General features: G+C 28.8%; 21 protein-coding genes. All 21 read right to left on the reverse strand.

Annotated elements, in window-relative coordinates; translation table 11 throughout:
* Positions 1 to 125: 125 nt before the first annotated feature.
* Complete coding sequence (locus ACTG47_RS19170; protein ID WP_479925714.1) at positions 126 to 743, reverse strand: DUF488 domain-containing protein; 618 nt, start codon at positions 741 to 743, stop codon at positions 126 to 128.
* A gap of 208 nt (positions 744 to 951) precedes the next feature.
* A complete protein-coding gene (locus ACTG47_RS19175) occupies positions 952 to 1,749 on the reverse strand; it encodes a MerR family transcriptional regulator (RefSeq protein ID WP_254176384.1) in 798 nt (265 codons plus the stop codon).
* Positions 1,750 to 1,844: 95 nt separating this feature from the next.
* On the reverse strand, positions 1,845 to 3,257 hold the full coding sequence (locus ACTG47_RS19180) for a potassium/proton antiporter (protein WP_479925715.1): 1,413 nt from the start codon (positions 3,255 to 3,257) through the stop codon (positions 1,845 to 1,847).
* Positions 3,258 to 3,740: 483 nt separating this feature from the next.
* Complete coding sequence (locus tag ACTG47_RS19185) at positions 3,741 to 4,649, reverse strand: DUF2268 domain-containing putative Zn-dependent protease (RefSeq protein WP_479925716.1); 909 nt, start codon at positions 4,647 to 4,649, stop codon at positions 3,741 to 3,743.
* 68 nt (positions 4,650 to 4,717) lie between these two features.
* On the reverse strand, positions 4,718 to 6,574 hold the full coding sequence (locus ACTG47_RS19190; protein WP_479925717.1) for a glycerophosphoryl diester phosphodiesterase membrane domain-containing protein: 1,857 nt from the start codon (positions 6,572 to 6,574) through the stop codon (positions 4,718 to 4,720).
* 66 nt (positions 6,575 to 6,640) lie between these two features.
* Positions 6,641 to 7,090 carry an acetyltransferase gene (locus tag ACTG47_RS19195; RefSeq protein WP_479925718.1) on the reverse strand — a complete coding sequence of 150 codons (450 nt, stop codon included), beginning with the start codon at positions 7,088 to 7,090 and terminating at the stop codon, positions 6,641 to 6,643.
* A gap of 176 nt (positions 7,091 to 7,266) precedes the next feature.
* Positions 7,267 to 7,671 (reverse strand): YmaF family protein, encoded by a 405-nt coding sequence (locus ACTG47_RS19200; RefSeq protein WP_021386546.1) that lies wholly within the window; start codon positions 7,669 to 7,671, stop codon positions 7,267 to 7,269.
* Positions 7,672 to 7,783: 112 nt separating this feature from the next.
* The gene (locus tag ACTG47_RS19205; RefSeq protein WP_479925719.1) at positions 7,784 to 8,650 is read right to left on the reverse strand and encodes a pentapeptide repeat-containing protein; all 867 of its coding nucleotides are present in this window, start codon (positions 8,648 to 8,650) and stop codon (positions 7,784 to 7,786) included.
* Between the two features lie 221 nt (positions 8,651 to 8,871).
* Positions 8,872 to 9,216, reverse strand: a complete 345-nt coding sequence (locus ACTG47_RS19210) for a zinc ribbon domain-containing protein YjdM (protein WP_479925720.1) — start codon at positions 9,214 to 9,216, stop codon at positions 8,872 to 8,874.
* A gap of 225 nt (positions 9,217 to 9,441) precedes the next feature.
* On the reverse strand, positions 9,442 to 9,876 hold the full coding sequence (locus tag ACTG47_RS19215) for a helix-turn-helix domain-containing protein (protein WP_479925721.1): 435 nt from the start codon (positions 9,874 to 9,876) through the stop codon (positions 9,442 to 9,444).
* Positions 9,877 to 10,059: 183 nt separating this feature from the next.
* The gene (locus ACTG47_RS19220; protein ID WP_479925722.1) at positions 10,060 to 10,692 is read right to left on the reverse strand and encodes a beta/alpha barrel domain-containing protein; all 633 of its coding nucleotides are present in this window, start codon (positions 10,690 to 10,692) and stop codon (positions 10,060 to 10,062) included.
* A 114-nt stretch (positions 10,693 to 10,806) separates the two neighbouring features.
* The gene (gene dapA, locus ACTG47_RS19225) at positions 10,807 to 11,736 is read right to left on the reverse strand and encodes a 4-hydroxy-tetrahydrodipicolinate synthase (protein WP_479925723.1); all 930 of its coding nucleotides are present in this window, start codon (positions 11,734 to 11,736) and stop codon (positions 10,807 to 10,809) included.
* On the reverse strand, positions 11,708 to 12,307 hold the full coding sequence (locus tag ACTG47_RS19230; RefSeq protein WP_479925724.1) for an SIS domain-containing protein: 600 nt from the start codon (positions 12,305 to 12,307) through the stop codon (positions 11,708 to 11,710). The genes dapA and ACTG47_RS19230 overlap by 29 nt, the downstream gene beginning before the upstream one ends.
* Before the next feature lie 64 nt (positions 12,308 to 12,371).
* Complete coding sequence (locus tag ACTG47_RS19235) at positions 12,372 to 13,643, reverse strand: PTS sugar transporter subunit IIC (RefSeq protein ID WP_169469265.1); 1,272 nt, start codon at positions 13,641 to 13,643, stop codon at positions 12,372 to 12,374.
* 27 nt (positions 13,644 to 13,670) lie between these two features.
* Positions 13,671 to 13,958 carry a PTS sugar transporter subunit IIB gene (locus ACTG47_RS19240; RefSeq protein WP_169469266.1) on the reverse strand — a complete coding sequence of 96 codons (288 nt, stop codon included), beginning with the start codon at positions 13,956 to 13,958 and terminating at the stop codon, positions 13,671 to 13,673.
* Between the two features lie 14 nt (positions 13,959 to 13,972).
* Entirely contained in the window at positions 13,973 to 16,054 is a 2,082-nt protein-coding gene (locus tag ACTG47_RS19245; RefSeq protein ID WP_479925725.1) for a BglG family transcription antiterminator, read from the reverse strand.
* A 490-nt stretch (positions 16,055 to 16,544) separates the two neighbouring features.
* Positions 16,545 to 17,066, reverse strand: coding sequence for a cysteine hydrolase family protein (locus tag ACTG47_RS19250; RefSeq protein ID WP_479925726.1), 522 nt, complete (start codon positions 17,064 to 17,066; stop codon positions 16,545 to 16,547).
* 134 nt (positions 17,067 to 17,200) lie between these two features.
* Positions 17,201 to 18,049: an acetyl-CoA hydrolase gene (locus ACTG47_RS19255; protein WP_479925727.1), complete on the reverse strand. Its 849-nt coding sequence runs from the start codon at positions 18,047 to 18,049 to the stop codon at positions 17,201 to 17,203.
* Between the two features lie 36 nt (positions 18,050 to 18,085).
* Complete coding sequence (locus tag ACTG47_RS19260; protein ID WP_479925728.1) at positions 18,086 to 18,598, reverse strand: DUF1097 domain-containing protein; 513 nt, start codon at positions 18,596 to 18,598, stop codon at positions 18,086 to 18,088.
* Positions 18,591 to 18,800 carry a hypothetical protein gene (locus ACTG47_RS19265; RefSeq protein WP_479925729.1) on the reverse strand — a complete coding sequence of 70 codons (210 nt, stop codon included), beginning with the start codon at positions 18,798 to 18,800 and terminating at the stop codon, positions 18,591 to 18,593. Before ACTG47_RS19265 ends, ACTG47_RS19260 begins: the two co-directional genes overlap by 8 nt.
* A 49-nt stretch (positions 18,801 to 18,849) precedes the next feature.
* Positions 18,850 to 19,806 (reverse strand): flavodoxin family protein, encoded by a 957-nt coding sequence (locus ACTG47_RS19270; RefSeq protein ID WP_479925730.1) that lies wholly within the window; start codon positions 19,804 to 19,806, stop codon positions 18,850 to 18,852.
* Positions 19,807 to 19,812 lie beyond the last annotated feature (6 nt).

Genomic DNA, 19,812 nt, shown 5'->3' on the forward strand with positions numbered 1-19,812 from the left:
CATAGACTAAATCTTATTATTAAAATTATAGTAATATTATTAATCAGTACATCATGTTTATCTGTTACAATTTTATCATGTTTTCTTATTTAGAATTACTTTTAGACTTTTAGTAATTGAGTTTTCTATTTACTTATTTTCTCTGTTCTGAACCCTATCTCTTTATTCGCTAATTTATAGCCTTCCTGTATCATCTCATCTATTGTTAACGCATTCCCTAACAAATTATCAATACTAAGTTGTTTTCTATCACTAAAGTACTTGTCCAATAACGATTTTTCTATATCTTCTTGAGTCTCTAGATGTCCTTCATGCATTATATATTTTACATCAAAACCTTCTTTATTCAATTCCTTCCCCAATAAAATACTTCTATGACATCGTATAGGCTCTTGCATTGCCCCCAATAAAACTATCTTATATCCCATCTGACATCCATTTTTCAATCTTTCTATACCTTTTAAGAAAATCTCTTCCTTAATTACTTTTTCAAAATCTGCATAACCTTCCTCTGTATATACATCTTTGTTGGTTCTTTTTGCTCCAAACTCCTTGCCCATGTATATATATACAAATCCAGATTTTTTCAGTGATTCATTGAATGCCTCTCTATTATACTGAATATTATATTTAGAATATGGAGTTTCTCTAATGTCAACTACACAGTTTATGTTGTATTTTCTTATCATGTCAATAAGTTTATCATATGGGTAATTTGAATGTCCCATTGCGAATATTTCCATATAAATACCTCCTATTCTTAAAAAAGAATTAATGTCTCATATTTTTCCACTTTATTACCTCAACGAAAATATACTACTTTATATATAAAACATCAATATATTTTATATAAATATAAGTCTAGAACATTTATAGCTATCAAAAAAATGAGGTATATCTTTAATTTAGATAGACCTCATTTAATAACTTTATCTTTACTGTTTTAATCTTTTATAAAATTCGTTTCACTGGTATCTGAACTTCTGTTAGCCAATCTTCCTCATTCTCTTTATTCCATATGCCATCTATATAAGATTCTCTAGGATTTCCAATTACTTCATATTTGTTATCCTCTATCCATTTAAATGCATCTGCATAAGTTTTTCCTAATGTTGAATATGAACCATTGTGTAATATACAAACAGCACTTTCAACTTCATCTAGTTCTTTAAACTTTAATATATCTGTATCTTCTTTTAAATCATTTATAGCTTGACACATCTCAACATCCATATTAGTCTCTCTGTATTCACCATCATGATATATATTGAAACAATAATCTGGAACTGCACATGTACACTCAGCCTTCATCATTTCTTCAGCCATTACATTTGGAAATAGATTGAAAAGTTCATCATACCCCTTTAATACCTTTCTCATAGAAGCAATTTTAACTTTTGGTAAAGACTTAATAATTACATCATTCATATTGACTTCTCCTTTCAAATTCACAAGGTAATTACGCAGTTTAATGAGTTTATATTCTTCACTTTTAATTACATCCAACATTTCTTTTTCTTTGTTCATTAAAATATTTTCAACCTCTTCAGGATTTTCTATAGCTTCTTTTATTTGAGCTAATGACAAACCCATTTGTTTTAAGGTTATTATCTGATGTAATTTAGGTAATTGCTCTGTTGTATAGTACCTATATTTTGTAAACTCATCTACATATTCTGGTTTTAACAATCCTATATCTTCATAATACCTTAATGTCTTTGTAGTTATTTTATTTATTTTAGAAAACATTCCTATAGAAAACATCTCATCACCTGCGCATTAGATTTGATTAATTTAAGTTTAGACCTTACCCTTAGGTTAAAGTCAATACAAATAAATTATAATTATATTAATTCTTCAATTCTATCTCCACTTAATACCAATGTATCCCCTGTTTTTATAACAGTTGAACCTTTAGGCACTAAAACCTGTTCTTTTCGTTTTATCATAACTATTAATATATCCTCTGGTATATTAGAATCCATTATACTCTTATTTGCCCACTTACTACTATCATCAACATTTACTTCTATAAGTTTAGAACTAATTTCTCCATCATAATCATTAAATGTTTTTAATACAGGTGTATTATCATCGACTAAATCTAGCTTTCTAGCTACAGTTGGTATCAATGTGCCTTGTACTCCTACTGAAAGTAAAGCTATGAAAAAGATTATATGGAATATGTCATTCTCTATAATTACACCCTGAGTAACTGCATAAATTGCAAAAACTACTGAGGCTGCACCTCTAAGACCTACCCATGATATGAATAGTTTTTCTTTATTTGAAAATTTAAATTTTGCTAGGACTATAAATGTTGCTAATGGTCTTGCAATAACTATCATGAATATAGATATTGCCATTGCTATACCAAATACATTTGGTAGTTTGGAAGGGAAAGATAACAATCCTAACATAAAGAATAACATTATCTGCATAATCCATGAAATTCCATCAAAGAAATGAACTAAACTTTTTTTATGAGGTATCTTACTATTACCTATAATAATACCTGAAATATACACACTTAAATATCCATTTCCTCCAATATACTCACTAAGTGCATACGAAAGTATTGCAATAGCTGTTATAAATATAGTATAAAATCCTTCTATCTCGAAGTTTGAATTTCTTAAAATATAAACAGACAATTTTGCTAATATAAATCCTATAACTAGCCCAAAAACTATTTGCTTTATTACTATTGGTATAATAAGTTCTACCCCAGAATTATTCATCAATGTCAAAAGAATTATAGTCAATGTATACGCTATAGGGTCATTACTCCCACTTTCAACTTCCAATAATGAAGCAAGGGAGCCTTTTAAATTTAGTTTTCGAGAACGTAACACAGCAAACACAGATGCAGCATCTGTCGAAGCTGCAATTGCTCCAATTAATAAGCCTTCAATTAAATTAGTTCCTACTACCATATGACAAAATATTCCTGTAACTCCAGCTGTAATTATTACACCCAGCGATGACATTAATATAGAAGGTACTGCAACAGGTTTAGCCATATTCCAGTTTGTTCCGAATCCTCCAAAGAACATTATAAATATTAGTCCAATAGAACATAATTGTTTTGTTAATTCATAGTTGTCAAAATAAATTCCTACCATTCCATCAGACCCAAATAACATCCCTAATAGGATAAAAATTAATAATATTGGTACTCCAAATTTATATAAGACCTTACTCGAGGTTATACAAATCAATAGCACTAATCCACTTATAATCATCAATTCTGTCATAGCATCAACTCCATTTCATATAAATTTTGTAGATTAAATTATATCTACAGTTTTGTTACTTGTTCAAATATAACATGACATAAGTTTATAAGTTATGGTGCATAAAAGTACAATTAAAATTCGATAATACACTAAAATATGAGTATTGCACTCAAGTTTATATATTTATTTTAATTATATTCATTTAACATTCAAAATTTGAATTATTTTTTATTAATATTTCATTTTTCAGTTGATTATTTAATATATTTCATACTTTTATAGTAGTTTTATAGATACTATGAAATATATAATATTTAGATAAGTAATAAGAAACTAACATACAATGTTAGATACTTTAGATATGAAATCTTAAAAAACTTCATACATTGAAATATTTCTTTATATATATTATTTTATATTTGTTACAAATTATTGTCAATTTATTTTTTCTCAAAAATAGAAAAATTGCATAATTTTTTTCAAATTATGCAACTATAATATTTATTTCCAAAACTCTTTCGTCCCTTCTATTATCTCAGTATAAGGCAACAAAGTAGCTTCGACTATTGATTTATTTGTTTTCTCTAAATAATATTTAATCATATAATATCCACAAGCATATCCTGCACAGTAAGGTAAACCAATGGGAAAGTATCCTTGCATTTTGGCTATATCATCACCATATAGATAGGATGTGATGTTTTGAAATCCAGTCTCTTTTAAAGCATTTTTTATTATTGGTTTTATATATGTGTCTAATGTCTGAATGTCTGTTTTACTAACCCAAGGTCCTACCTTATCATCCCCAAACATCCAGGTTGCAAAATTCTCTGCAAGACCCTCATTTATCATCATTTCTTCTAGTGTTATATCATTACTCCAATTTATAAACTGGAATCTAATATTGTGATTACATTCATGTGCTAGTGCTACTTGTAATCTATTAATCGTGTATTCATTAGGAACCAGTGATACGAACATATATCCAGGTATCCCACCATCACCCCAATATCCATCACTTAAGATTGTATAAGGGCTATTTGGATTAGCCAACAATATTGAATATTTATAGTCCTTAATATTTAAATCGTATCCTTCTTTTATAAATGAGTTTATAGAATTTTCTATAGTTTCTTTACAATTGTTCCAAATTTTATCATCAGATATTGCATTTATATTATTTATTTGATTTTCATTAATATCTTTAGGTGATAAAGCTCCCATCATTTCACTTGCCATAATTACATCATATCCGCCTTCTTGTTTGGGAACTATTGGAACATTTATGCACTTCCATTTAAATTCAAAAGGCTTCATAAGTTCATATCTGTATATATCTTCCTTCTTGTTTACTGGTGCATTCATTATCTTTTTATATACCTTATCTGAGCGGACTTCCATAATATTCATATTTATCATCTCCTTCAAAATAGAGTATATAGAATCACGCTAAGTCAATGTCAATATATATTTTAAATTTAACCTTCTTCAATTATAGTTTCTTTAGAATCATCACCAAACAAGTGATAAGCCATTCTATTAACAAACCCATTTTGTTGCCAATAAATTACATCATCTAATAAAAATGGATTATCAGTAATTATGCTATCTACATTTAAATTAATCATTTTTTTCATTAGTTCACTATTATTGATAGTCCACACAAAAACTTGTTTTCCATTTTGATGTATATTAGATACAACATTTTCAGTTACAAATGTGGATTCTATTCCATATATATCAACATAGTCCCAATTGTAAAAGTTTCCATATGCAACAGCTGTTAAATAACAGGTTATTATATCTGGATTTAATCTTTTAACATTTTTTAATACATCTTTATCCATAGATGCTACAACACATTGATTCTCTAATCTATTTGACTTAATCAATTCCAAAACCTTTTTTTCTACATCAGTTTTTTCATGACCATTAAGTTTTATTTCTATTAGAAGTTTGATTTTCCCTTTTGAATACTTCATAGCCTCATCAAGAGTTGGTATTTTTTCTCCTGCAAAACCTGAACTAAAGTGGCTTCCAGCATCATATGTCTTAATTTCATCATAATTTACTTCCCAAACATTTTTATTTACACCAGTTACCCTCTCAAAATTAGAATCATGAAATAAAACCAATTCTCCATCCTTAGTTTCCTGCACATCAATTTCAGCATACTCAGCTTGGGTTACAAAAGTTTCTTTAAAAGCAGTTAGTGTATTTTCTGGAGCAATTAATGAAGATACCCTATGAGCTGTTGCTGTTGTATTGTAAAAAAATGAAGAATTAATTAAAGTATCATTATTTAAAGAATAAACTGTATAATTTAAAGAATATGCCATAGACTCAATGTGTAAGAAAGATAAAATTATGGATATTTTTAGAGTTATTTTCAATAGTTGAGTTATTGATTTTTTTTGCCTTTCAAATTTCTTTTCATAAGTTTTGATATTATTATATTCATAATAAAATGCAGAAATAAATCCTGTACTAATTATAAATATGGCTATTGAAGAAATAAATGTCGCATAGTCATCAAACAATATACACCTATTAATAAATATATCTTTTAAGAAATTTGCATCAGTATAATTTTTTGTCCATATTCCTATCAATATAACAACAACATGGTATATTATATATCCTGTAATACTTACTATTAAAGATATTCCTAATGAATAAAAAATTAATTTTATTGCCTTTCCTTTTGTAAGATTAATACTTTTATCCCTAGCCTCTTTAAAACTGTCTGTATTTAAAGTTATTTCATGTATACTAAAAATCCACCTAATAACTGATATATATAATATTAATATTAAAAACATATAAATTATATTTAGAACTATATTAGAATTTATATACTCTAATATATACTCTGGTAGCTTTATCTTTCCAATAAATCCTGAAGTTAAGGCTATATTTGTAAGTGGAATTATCAGTAGAACAAATATAAATAGCAATAGATTTTTGGGATACAATATTTTTATAGATTTTTGTAAAGATAATTTAACAAGTTTGTATAATGTGATTTTTTTAGAAGTTCTCGATTTATCAAAACAAATAATTACTGAAGTAAACTCAAAAAACATATAAAATGTTAATATCACAATTGAAAGTATAGCAAATAATATTGATAAAGGATTTGTTAATATTTCTCCTATGTTATCAGTACTTAAATAAACTATATTTGCACTTTTCATAGAGCTGCTTAATACAAATTTAATTGATGGTAATATAATTATCAAAGCCAGTCCCTTGTGAAATAGTTCAAAAGTAATTAATGTACTCCAGTTATATTTTATTAATTTTACAAAAGTATCTAAAATATTCTTATTCATGGTGTCCCCTTAATCTTTTTATTGTATTTTATCCTATAAATCTTATAAATATATATTATTTTTTATTTAAATTAATTTCATATGTAATATTGGAAATGGATTACCCTGCCCATCTATTTTAGACCTATCAAATTCTTTAAATCCTAGATGAATATAAAATCCTACTGCTTTTTTATTTTGTTCATTTACATCAACATATTTTACATTATATTTATCTATAGCATATGTTATTAGCTGTTTTCCAATACCACGACCTCTATACTCATCTTTTATAAACAACATCTCTATTTTGTTTTTTTCTATTCCCATAAAGGCCTTTATCATATCATTCTCTTTTACGATGACTATATTTTCCACTTCTTTAAATCCCATTTCAACTAATGGCATTAGAGATTTAATATCTTTCTCTGTCAAAAAATCGTGTGTTGCTCTTACCGATGATTCCCAGACTTGCAACATTTCTTTAGATTCACTTGAATTTATTTGTTCCATTTCAAAAATCATTTCAGAGTTCATAAAAACTTCCTTTCTATTCTATATAATTTTTAATTTTACCTAGTTTGTTTATACAAAATTTAGAAAGGACTATGAAAGTTAATATCATAGCCCTGATTAAATTTAAATATTATTCACTACATTTTTACCATTTATGCACTGAAATCTAACAATTTTACTACAATGATTCACATTAGTTATACTAAAGGAGCTTCTATTTGAGTAGTAAAAAGGAATTTATGGCAGTGACCATCATTAACAGTAGTATTTCCACATACTAAATGAACGTGTTTATTAGTTCCAGGTATCTTAATAGCTGGACCTGTTGTAACACATATCTTATGAAAATGGTCAAGGAAATCTACATTATCATTTATTTTATGAACATGATTTGTTCCACCATTTATTGGTATAACTTCTCCAGTAACCCCTGCTGCACGATGATTATGTCTATCATCACACTCTTCTGCTAACTTAACACTTTGTGAATATTCATGAACATGTGTCATTTCTTCATAATCATTATAGCACTTATTACATTCATTATATTTATAATCATCATATACATAATCTCTTTCACATTTATAATTTTGATAACTCATTTTTTTATCTCTCCCTACTATATATTAAGAAATTCTTCTAAGGAATCTCTAATATATAGTATGAAGTAGAGTCAAAAAAGTTCATATTTTGTAAAATCATGTATTAATTTAATTATTTATTCCAGTGTTTAGGATGTACTAGTGAAGCTGGTAATTTCGTATTACAATCTCCTTTTGCAGTATTAACTTGCAATTGTGTCAAAAACATACTATCTTTAAGATTAGCTCCTCTAATATCACAATCTCTTAAATCTGCTCCTATTAAATTTGCTCCACTTAAATCTGTGTCCTTTAAGTTTGCTGCTATCATTAATCTTCCTTTTAAATCTGCTCCTATTAGATTTGTTTTTCTAAGGTCTGCTCCTATTAAATCTATACTTTTACTCAATTTCTTCTTATTTTTAGGATTAGAAATTTTAAGAAAAGATTTGACTTTTTCCATTACATCTTCACTAGCTTGTGATAATAACGAATTAACCTTTAATCTATGTGATGTTATATCTAAATCAATTAGTTGTTCTGGATTCATAGTAGTTATTTTTTCAGTTTCCTCAATTATTGAATCAATTTTTGTTTTTACTTTATCTGATATGTCTAATACAGATGCTTCTTTAAGGTACCATAGCATTTCATGTAACTGTCGCATTATTAAAAACACTTCAGACATTTGATTTGCTAATTCTGATGATTTCATCCAGTCTCTACCTTTATATGTTACTTGTGCTACTTTTTGACCTGAACCAAAACAATCATATGCAGTACAGCCTTTAAAACCTCGCTTTACAAGATTGTTATGTTCAGAACATTTAAAATCTGACTGCAAGTTAATACATGGTTTTCCTGATTCTTTATCATCAGGAAATCCATCTGAAGCAGAAAAATAGAGAGCTAAACAACAAAGTCCAAAACACTTCTCACAATCAATTTTTAACTCATCAAATAATTTATTATTATATATTTTTTTATGTATATTTATCATATCGATTCTCCTCCTCAGTATGGTTTTTAACAAGCTACTATTGTAAACTTCAACCTCTTATGTAACATTTCTTATTCTTAATTATAATTTAATGTGTCAGTTATTCCAACTACATATTAATAAAACCACAAGAGAATATAAGGATAAAAAAACTTTAATTCCTTGATAAACTCTTGTGGTTTATACTATAAAATCATAAATAAAGTACTTTATTCATGATTTTATGCTTTTTTAACTACTGAAGACTTCAACTTCATAGCCCCGAATCCATCTATTTTACATTCTATATCATGCCCATCTGATGGGTCCTGTACTAAACGTATATTTTTTACTTTTGTTCCAATCTTTATAGATGATGAACTTCCTTTTACTTTAAGGTCCCTGATTACTGTAACAGAATCTCCATCCTTTAATACATTTCCATTTATATCTTTAATAATATTTGAATCTTCTTCTGCTCCTGATTCTAAAGCCCATTCATGAGAGCATTCTGGGCACACTAAAAGAGTTCCATCTTCATAAGTATATTCTGAATTACATTTCGGGCAATTTGGTAAATTTTCCATATTTATATGTCCTCCACTTGTTATTTTTAAATTTTTTATTATATAAAATTTCTTTTAAGCCTATATGATATCATATTATACTTATATTTACAAACTACTCTTTTACTTAAGATTTAAATTCTTGATATTCCTATTATCTTTAATTTAATTACTAATTATAAATGTAGACATGCTTATGTATAGTTTGCAATCGCCATAATACATTTTACTAAAGTTTTTCTAAATTTAGTTTGTCATATCCTTTTTATTTATATATTCTAATAAATAAGCAACTCCCATACCTATAAAACTACCCACTATTCCCCACATAAAATTATCTGTAATAAATCCAATTGATATTCCTACTATAAAACCACCTATCATGAAATTATCTGATATTTCATCTTCTGACTTGTTTTCATCATAATTTGTACTATTTGTAGGTAATTTACTTAATTCAATCATGCTTTCAATTTTATCTTTATTTTCATCTAATAACAAATCATCTAAAGTTATATTAAATATATTTCTTAATAACATTAAATTCTCTATATCTGGATATGTTTTATTAGATTCCCATTTTGATATGGCTTGTCTAGATACATTTAGCATTTCAGAAAGTTGTTCTTGTGATAAATTTCTTTCTTTTCTTAGTCTCTTTAAATTTTCTCCAAAATTCAATATTATCACCTCATCTCAACTTAATTATATTTATATATTGGTTAATTCACAATCCTTCTATAGTTGCATTTTGTTAACTAATAGTTGCATTACTGATTTTATCTATAGTTTGAATCAAAATATAATGAATATTAAAGAAGCTGTAGCATAGCAATTATAAACTACTATGATACAGCCTCAACATTAAACTTTTCTTATATTTTTAATGATTTCACGAATCTTTTTAGCATTTTCAGCAATATCCTCAATATTACCTTTAGTTAATAGACCACCAAAACCACATACATCAACACCATTTTCCAACCATACATGTAAGTTATCCAAATTGATTCCACCACTTGCTAAAACTGGCATATCAGGTATTGGTGTTTTAAATACATTTACTAGTTTAGGTCCATAAAAATCGGATATTGGAAAAGCTTTTATAAAAGCTGCTCCTAAACTTAAGGCATCTACTGCTTCAGTCAATGATGTACATCCTGGAGCATAAGGAATCTGATATCTATTACAAGTTTTTGCTACATCTTCATTGTAATTTGGTGCAATAATAAATTGAGCTCCATGTAAGATAGCATGACGAGCTGTTTCACTATCCAAAATCGTTCCTGCTCCAACGCAAAGAGAATCACCATATTTTTTATTAAGTCCTTGAATTATCTCACCAGCATTATTCAAAGTATAGCTCATTTCTATAACTGTTATTCCACCCTTTATACAACCCTCAGCAATTTCACATGCACGATTAAGTGTTTCTTCTCTTACAATTGCAAGGGCCCCGCATTCTGCCATTCTTTTGGTTATATTCATCTTTTTCATATCATCACCTCTATATTCATCAAAACATTTTACTTCTCTATTAAGTTAATTTTCTTTTCATAAGATATATATTAATCGTATACAAACGTATTTCTTCTAGCTATGTCATCTATTCTAATTATATTTATTAAGCATCATTCTATAATTTTCGACCACTTGCTTAATTTCTTCAAGAACTTCTCTATTTGGTTCAGTTACAGGAAATCGTGCAGTTCCAACATTAATTCCATTCAATACAACAGTTTTTTTTATAACAGATGGAATTGTTCCAAGCTTTAGAATGTGACGAAGCTCTTCAATACTATTTTGAGCTTTCTGAGCTTTTTCTAAATCCCCATTCATAAAATTTTCATAAATAGCAATATCAATCTCTGTGATGAAGTTTGCTGTTGCAGCAACAGCACCTTGCCCACCGGCCTTCAAACTATCGAGAATAAGTGAATCTGAACCTGAAAATACACTAAAATCCTCACTCTTAGTTGCTTCAATATAAGCTTTTATGTTGTCAAGCTTACCACTACTATCTTTAATACCAACAATATTTTTTATCTTTGCCAATTCACTCACTGAGTCAGGCTCAATATTAATCCCTGTCTTACCTGGCATGTTATACATCATAATAGGCAAATTAACTGAATCAGCAATAGATTTATAATGTAAAATTAATTCCTGTTGTGTTGGTGTTACAAAATATGGAGTGATAATTGATAATGCACTTGCACCTATTTCTTCCATTCTTTTAGACAAAGTTATAACTTCACGAGTTGAGTTTCCACCTGTCCCAACAAAAACAGGTACACGATTATTAGTGTGAGTAATAACAATTTTCGCAAATTCAACTTTTTCATCATCTGTTAACACATGACATTCACCATTAGTTCCCAAAATAAATAACCCATAAACTCCCCTATCTAACAAATAGTCAATTAACTCATATGTTGCCTTTGGATTTATATTTTGATTCTCATCAAAAGGTGTTATCATAGCACATATAATACCTTTATATTTCATAAAATTACATTTCCTCTCTAATAGACTTTCCAAGGCTTCCTCCTGGATGCCACTTCAAATACTGTTGCACATCAAGTCCTTTAGCATATTGTAATGCAACACTTAGGGACTGTAATACTATAGTTTCCGCAAGAATTGAAGCACGAGGAGCCTTATTAAGATAATCACCTTCCTGTTTAACACCTGCAAACAAAAATACATCAGAAACATTTTTTAAGAATGAATTAGTATTACCACTCACACCAATTATCTTTGCTCCATTTACTTTTAATGTCTCAATAGTTGCTTTTAATTCTTGAGTCTCACCACTATTTGATATTGCAATAACAACATCCCCAACTACTACTTGACCACTTGAGCCATGTACTGCTTCTGTACCATGTAATATATATGCTGGCGTTCCAGTAGATGAAAGTAATGATGAAATATACCCTGATACATGCCCTGGTTTACCAATACCAGTCACATGTACACGTCCATGATTCCTTTCAACTTCAAAAATCAAATCACATGCTTTATTTATAGATATTTCATCTATTGATGAAATAAATTCCGATACTTCATTAGATAGAGTGTCTAGAAATGCAGACAGTGTATTTCCCATAGTAGATTTATCCTCCTTTAAATTATGGCGACCATATCTATGCCTTTTATATTATTACTTTAGACTAGATAGGTTTTATAAATTGTAAAATATTATGTAATATTGAACCAACTACGTTATAGTCAATATTAGGGAAAGTCGCACCCTCTATACCAAGAGTTCCGTAAACTGGATATAAAATAACTGGTAAAAATGCAAGTAATAGTCCTACAACAAATGACCCTGCAATAGCGCCTCTCCATCCTCCCGAGGTATTACCAAATATTGCAGCTGTACCACCCGAAAAGAAACATATATGAGCAGCTGGAATAATTACTACAGGAAATATACTAGGAAATGATGCCATAATAGCAATTGCTAATAGACCAGCAGCATAGGCTGAAATAAAGCCAATAATAACTGCATTTGGTGCATATGGGAATACTGTTGGAACATCAAGTGCAGGACGTGAACCTGGAATATATTTTTCTGAAATAATTACAAATGCTGCAGTTATTTCAGCTAAGAACATACGAACACCTGACATCAGTATTGACATCCCAGCTACAAATGTAAATGCTTCTATAAGTGGAAATACTAACCAATGTGTTGAACCAGCAATTTCTTGAGTAAAATCCTTCCCAGCTTTTAAGGTTGCGATATAAAATAAGATTAGCATAACTATAGATAGACCCATTAAAAAATCTCTAAATATTGATAACCACTTAGGAAATTCTATAGTTTCTGTTGTATCATCTTTATGTTTTGAAAATAAACGTCCAATATATCCTGATAGACCATAACCAATCATATTGAAGTGACCAATGGCTTGTTCATCCCCACCTGTTAATTCACGCATAAATGGCTGACAGAATTGAGGTAGTGCAGCAGACATAAATCCTAAAATAACTCCACCTATTAAAATAGTGATTGTATTATCGAATCCATGTGCTTTCATAATTAAAACTAATACACAAGAAAAGAATAAACTATGACCTGTTGTAAAGAAAATATTCTTGAACCTTGTAATACGTGCAAATACTAAATTTAGTATGAATCCAAGAATTAATGTACATGAAACTGCAAAACCGTATGTACTTTGTGCAAGTGCTGTAGCTGCTTCTGGTGAAGCTATAACACCAGTAATTCCAAACCCCTGCTGGAACAATTTATTGAAATTCTGAAGTGCACCAGTCATAGCAGATGCACCAATACCAAATATTAGAAATCCAATAAGTGTTTTTGAAGACCCAGTAAATACTTCAACTGCTGATTTCTTTTGAAGAATCAGCCCTATACATGCAACTACACCAAGCAAAACAGCAGGTGTACTTAACAAACTAATAATAAACTCCATAAACATTCCTCCCTATTTTTTTTAAATTTATTCCTCTTTTGAAGCAAGAAATTTTTCTAGTGCTGTCTTGATTTCGTTGCGGTCAACAATATTACGAATTCCAATTATATCAAATTTTAAATTCTTCTTTTTTAATTCTTCAGCAACATCAATTAATGTTTCTATAGCATCTCCATTGAATCCATTTAATGAATCCAATGAACCATGTTCTACTTCGATTGGAAAGTTATTTTCTTTAATAATTTGTTGAGTCTTTATTTTTAACATTAAACTTGAGCCAACTCCTGCTCTACATGCGATTAAAATTTTATACATAATTAAATCCTCCTTTATAATTCGTGTTTTTTTATAAAATCAATAATTTCTCTGCCTTCTTTAGCAGTATCTAACACTCTAAAGAATTCATCTTGCTCTAATAATTCAACCAGTTCAGACATAGCACGTAGATGACTATTATTATCTACTGCGCTTAAACAAAATACATATTTTACTGGGTCATTTTCATCATTTCCAAACTCAATAGGGCTATTTAAAGTAGCAATACCTATTGCAATTTCTTTTGACCCAGCTTCTGGTCTAGCATGAGGAAGTGCTACATGTTTTGTAATTACTATGTATGGACCAGATATCTTTGCTGAGTCAATCATTGCATCGACATATCCCTCAGTTACTTTATTGTTTTCAACTAAGACAGAAGCTGATTGTCTAATAGCATCCTCCCAGTTCATAGCTTTTACCTTTAATTTTATTAGTGTTTCACTAGTAATCTCACTTAGCATAGGCCCATCTCCTTCCTTAGATGTAAAATTCTCTATTTGTGCAAAATAAGCTAATAACTCACTTGAAAGCATACTTTCAGAAGTTACTTTTGCATATTTTTTTATTATATTCATAACCTCATCTATTTTAGGTTGTCTTAAGAAAATATCTCCCAATTGAAGGTACACTTCACGTGTAATCTTATACTTTTCTTTTGTGGTCATAACAGGACTTACTTTAATCACTGGCACATCTGTTTTTAAGCCTTCTGTGTTATAATTAGTAGTAAATACAATGTCTACAGGTTCACTGATATTTTCTAATCCGACTGATTCTGACATTGGTATAAAATGTAAGTCAGGAAATAAGTTTGTAAGTTCTGCATGTAAAATAGCTGAACTCCCAACACCATTTGAACAAACTATTAATGCTATTCTTTTTCTAAAATTATCAAACTCTTTTTTATTTGAGAAAAGAGTTGCAAAATGCATTGTTAAGTATGCTAACTCTTCTTCTTGAATTTCTTCTCCAAATAACCCACAAAACTCTTTCATTGCATTACTTACAATTCTATAGACTAATCTATATTCTTCTTTTACCTTTTCACAAATTGGATTATAAATAGGTAATTTAAATAAAAGTCTATAATAGGCTGGTCTAAAATGAGAATATAATTGTTTAAATATCTTTTCTTGACTTATATAATAAACTCCACTTAAATATCCAAATCTTGTCATCATTTTATTTACAATCTCTGAAATTACAGCCTTATCTTTTGTATCTTCTTCATAATTTCCTACTGATATACCTAAAATCCAAGCACTAATATACATTATATTATGAGGTCTTATATTTTCTTCACTTTCATATACTTCTAACAATTCCTTAGCAAATTTATATTCTTTCATTGAACTCATGACTGCAATATTAGGGATATCTATATTTTCTTGAGTAACTATTCTAGTCGAACACATCCTTGCTTTTAAAAAGATAAATATATAAATAAATTCTATTAATCTATCTTCAACAAAATTAATTTCGTATCTTTTTATGAGTTTTAATATAATCTTTTTGGCTTCTTCAAATTTATCTAGATTGTATTCTTCAATAAAAATATCAAATACTCTTGAGCTTTTCTCATTAGACAAAGTTTCTATAATATTCTTAATGAGTACTCTTCTAATTTCCATTTCATTTCCAACTAAATAATAACCACTTATACGATTATTCTTGATTTCAATACCCTTTTTTTCAAGATTTGGTATTAAATCTTTAAAATCAAGATTTACAGTAGACCTACTCACTTTTATAGAGTTTGTAAAATGGTTAATTGAGATGTCCTCCATGTTAATAAAAAGCATTAGATACATATATAAAAGTCTTTCTTCTTTACTAAAGTAATAAGTATTCTTAGAATAGTTTTTTTCTAGAATTTCTTTAATGGCTTTTTTGGTTTCTTTTCTAACGATAATATCTTTATCAGCTCTTAAATATATAAGTGGTACTTTTTTTACTTTAAGCATGTCATTGATTTTATTTATTCTATAAGTAATTTGTCTCTTTGATGAGTTAGATTCCTCTTGTAATCCATTCGTTGTAATCAATGTGCTATTTAATAAAATCTGGAGAATCGATACAATTTCTTTATCCACTACTGTTAATCCCTACTTTCTTATTAAGATTAGTCTTCATATTATCATTGGATTCTTTCATCACCTCCACAATATTTATTTTATTGGAGAATTTTAATGTTTTCAATTTCATTTAAGTATAACTTTTGTTTTAGATTAAGACAAAAATTATACTTATCTAAAACAGATACTATAGTACAACTGTAGATTTTATAAATAAAAAAGGTTTCTTTAGTAAAGAAACACAAGAAAAGTGATTGAAATAATAAAAATTATATTCAATTTTAATATATTATTCCAACTAAAAAAGCACATTAATTTAAAATAAAATTGATGTGCTTTACACTACTTATATAATTTTAATACATTAGATTTGTTTATTAATTTGTACTCTAGTATTTTTTTCTGAAGTTAATTTATCTAAATACAAGATTCAGTAATTTATACTTATTATGACTTTAATATTTTAAACCAAGTAGGTTAAATTCTTTTTATTATAAATAGTCTATATTTACTTCATTCTTTTAAATGTTTCATCCAATGAAATGCATTCTGCATATCTTCCATTCCATATAAATTCATTGTAGTATTTATATGATTGTTCTGCTGACATAAATGAATTATCAATAGTTGTATTTGAATACACTGGAACTATTATATTAAAACCATGTTCAAATCCACATTTTATAGTTGCATCGATACAATAGTCTGTTTGAAGACCAACGATAATTATATCTTTTTCACCCTTATTAGTTAAATATTCTAATAGACCAGTTCTCTTAAAAGCACTGTTTACTTTCTTATCAAATATTTTTTCTTTATCATATGGTTTAAATTTTTCATATATCTCAAAACCGCGTTTACCCTTAGTTAACTCATTTTCAGCCCCATCATCATGACGTACATATATTACTTCTATGTTACGTTTTCTAGCTTTATCAATTAAGTTTTCTACATTTGCTATAAACCCATTAAAATTATATAACTTTTCGTTCGTTATTAGTTTTTGTGTATCGACTACCAATAAAACCATATTTACTCCTCCTTGGATGTTATTTTAAAATTTCTTTATATTTTACCATAAAAAGTAAATACAATCTTATATACTGTCTACATATTTTTAATAATGATTCTTTACTTTAAGATACTCATACACACATTTAATTTTTATCTCATTGGGATATATCCGCGATACTGTGAATATGCATCCATAGTTGCTATATCACCTAAGAATACTGATGCGATATTAAATTGTGGTTTTAAATATGGAAACTCCTCTTCTTGTGCCCATTCTGGCTTTTTAATAAATGCTTTTGCATCTTCAACTACAGCTTTATACCACTCTTCTTCTCCTTCAAACCATAGTTCTATTACACGGTCAAAGGCAGTTGCTCCATAGTTAATCGTGATTTTACTGCTAACAAAACGATTAATATAGCAACAGTTCGTAAAGTATGGAACTATCTCATCATAGAACCATTTTTCTCCTTCTTCTTTTGAAATCCCATCTGGATACTTAATCATAAATTGCCAACGATAGTTTGGTCCATCTTGTACAGTACGTCCTTTTCCTCTAAAATCTTCTTCCCAGTTTATTGGAACAAAAGCAAATATAAATGGTGGACATCCATTGTCACCACCTACTGCACGTCCTACATCTCCACTTTCTGCATTCTTATGAACCTTTTTATTCTCCACATCTGGTATACATCCTTGCCAACGAAGAACATCCATAGGCATGTATTCTGTCATAATTCTATTTGCCATTTCAGGCATATGTTCATCCACAAGCCAATAATGCTCTGTTAATTGCATCTTACGTACACCAAAACGCTCTCCTTCATTTGGTGTAGGATATGCCTGATAAAAAGCATATTTAGTACAGTATGGTCCAAAATTACTAATACTATCTGGAATATGATAGCGATATAACCAATCCATTAATTTGGGTCTATATTCTTCTTTAGCAAGCCCTACATATATTAAACTTCTCATTATTTTAAATTCAAATCCCATAAACACCCTCCTATAATCAAATTATATTCACATGCTTCAATTTTCCGTTGTTTTATCTTTGTTTAAAATACCCCTAGTAAACAAATCTACACCTGCTCCCACATACCACACTCCTACTGCCATAGCTACAGCAATTTGAATACAAATGCCCTCTAAGTTAACAAGACTTTCACCTGTCATAATAGTTAGACCTATCGCCCAACCACAAAGCCATGATGGTAAGAAAATTATTTTTTCAAATAAAGATGCAATTATAACTGCAAAGAATCCTAAAATACTAAGCGTTAAAAATAATTCTAGGTTTTGATTGAGATTTATATATTCCATAATTAAAATAGCCAATATTGCCCACAAATCTCCACACCAAAAACCAAGCATTATTTTTAATCCATCTTTTTGTTTATTACCATTAGTTACATATAATCCTGCACAAATTAATGCTACAGCGCCAGTTTTTATTCCTATGTAAGGTGCTAACACTGCCCATAAAGGAGGTAATAAAGCAATCCCTATGGATAGTGTTAATATTTCTTTTTTCTTTCTATCCATTTTCTATATTGTAATTAGTATATTTTCTAGCTTGCATTTTCTCTACTAACTTACTTACTATTAGATTTACAATCATAGATACTACAAAATAAATTAGGTATAGTGGCATCATTAGTGCTACAGTTGATTTGATAAGAATTATGGGGATATTTTTAACTGTATTAATAACTACAGTTTGTCTAAAACTTGATTTATTTTTCATATAATAGGCCTCCTACAACACGCCTTAAAAAAGAGCCTTTATATTTCAATTATTCTCCTAATGAAGCTTCGATTTGCTTTTCTTTAGTCAATGGCTCTATAAAATTGTAAGCTACTTTTCTTTCTTTAAACTCTGCTGTTTTACGAACTTCTGCATAATGACCTTCCATTCGCTTAATATCATCACCATGTATAAACTTGCCTGGTAAAGTATCATGAGCATGACCTAATTGTTCTTCTGGAAAATTAAATATAGTTTTTCCACTTGCTGTATCTAACTCCCCAACTATACCACATAGTGCACATATTGATTTTTTAGTACCTGGTTCAAGGTAGAATAATCTATTATGACAATGTGGACAGACCCCCTCTTCTCCTTGGTATGAAGCTTTTTCGAAATCCTTTGATGCTTCAACTATATTTATACCTATTTGGCGAACTTGAGCAAGTTTTTCATCATTCATGACTAGTTCTTTTGCCCATGGGAACCAAGCATTATCTATCACTTTCCACATTGGTATTAGAGCTAGCATAGCATGTTCACATTGAACTCTTGTACCCCAGTCTGAGCCACCTATTCCCATAAATGATACTACTTTATCTTTAAGCATTCTTGGGTCTGGTATTTTTCCTCCTGTAGCTTCTGCAACTTTTGTTCCTATAATATTATTTCCTTTATCTACTCTTGGTCCAAAACGGTCCATTATAGTATGAAATAATCCTGATGCTCCTTCTTCGAATATTGGGTCTGAGAATACTATCCCATCTGCATCTTTTATTTTATCAAGTAACCATTCAAAGTCATCTTTTAGTATACACATACTACCTTTTCCAGATAATAAAGTCTTAACACATGCACAACACCCAGTACAATGTTTAATATTAAGGGATGACATTTGAATAAATTCTACTTCAGCTCCTACTTCTTGAGCTCCTTTAAGTGCCACTTTACACATTGTGTCATTATTTCCGTTTTTTGTTCCAAAAGAAATACCTAATATTTTCATATTTAA

The sequence above is a fragment of the Clostridioides sp. LIBA-6622 genome, assembly GCF_056716095.1.

Bases quoted from the DNA above. Each gene is read 5' to 3' on its own strand.
- ACTG47_RS19170 (WP_479925714.1), bottom strand. From the start codon at position 743: ATGGAAATATTCGCAATGGGACATTCAAATTACCCATATGATAAACTT.
- ACTG47_RS19175 (WP_254176384.1), bottom strand. From the start codon at position 1,749: ATGTTTTCTAAAATAAATAAAATAACTACAAAGACATTAAGGTATTAT.
- ACTG47_RS19180 (WP_479925715.1), bottom strand. From the start codon at position 3,257: ATGACAGAATTGATGATTATAAGTGGATTAGTGCTATTGATTTGTATA.
- ACTG47_RS19185 (WP_479925716.1), bottom strand. From the start codon at position 4,649: ATGAATATTATGGAAGTCCGCTCAGATAAGGTATATAAAAAGATAATG.
- ACTG47_RS19190 (WP_479925717.1), bottom strand. From the start codon at position 6,574: ATGAATAAGAATATTTTAGATACTTTTGTAAAATTAATAAAATATAAC.
- ACTG47_RS19195 (WP_479925718.1), bottom strand. From the start codon at position 7,090: ATGAACTCTGAAATGATTTTTGAAATGGAACAAATAAATTCAAGTGAA.
- ACTG47_RS19200 (WP_021386546.1), bottom strand. From the start codon at position 7,671: ATGAGTTATCAAAATTATAAATGTGAAAGAGATTATGTATATGATGAT.
- ACTG47_RS19205 (WP_479925719.1), bottom strand. From the start codon at position 8,650: ATGATAAATATACATAAAAAAATATATAATAATAAATTATTTGATGAG.
- ACTG47_RS19210 (WP_479925720.1), bottom strand. From the start codon at position 9,216: ATGGAAAATTTACCAAATTGCCCGAAATGTAATTCAGAATATACTTAT.
- ACTG47_RS19220 (WP_479925722.1), bottom strand. From the start codon at position 10,692: ATGAAAAAGATGAATATAACCAAAAGAATGGCAGAATGCGGGGCCCTT.
- ACTG47_RS19230 (WP_479925724.1), bottom strand. From the start codon at position 12,307: ATGGGAAATACACTGTCTGCATTTCTAGACACTCTATCTAATGAAGTA.
- ACTG47_RS19235 (WP_169469265.1), bottom strand. From the start codon at position 13,643: ATGGAGTTTATTATTAGTTTGTTAAGTACACCTGCTGTTTTGCTTGGT.
- ACTG47_RS19240 (WP_169469266.1), bottom strand. From the start codon at position 13,958: ATGTATAAAATTTTAATCGCATGTAGAGCAGGAGTTGGCTCAAGTTTA.
- ACTG47_RS19250 (WP_479925726.1), bottom strand. From the start codon at position 17,066: ATGGTTTTATTGGTAGTCGATACACAAAAACTAATAACGAACGAAAAG.
- ACTG47_RS19255 (WP_479925727.1), bottom strand. From the start codon at position 18,049: ATGGGATTTGAATTTAAAATAATGAGAAGTTTAATATATGTAGGGCTT.
- ACTG47_RS19260 (WP_479925728.1), bottom strand. From the start codon at position 18,598: ATGGATAGAAAGAAAAAAGAAATATTAACACTATCCATAGGGATTGCT.
- ACTG47_RS19265 (WP_479925729.1), bottom strand. From the start codon at position 18,800: ATGAAAAATAAATCAAGTTTTAGACAAACTGTAGTTATTAATACAGTT.
- ACTG47_RS19270 (WP_479925730.1), bottom strand. From the start codon at position 19,806: ATGAAAATATTAGGTATTTCTTTTGGAACAAAAAACGGAAATAATGAC.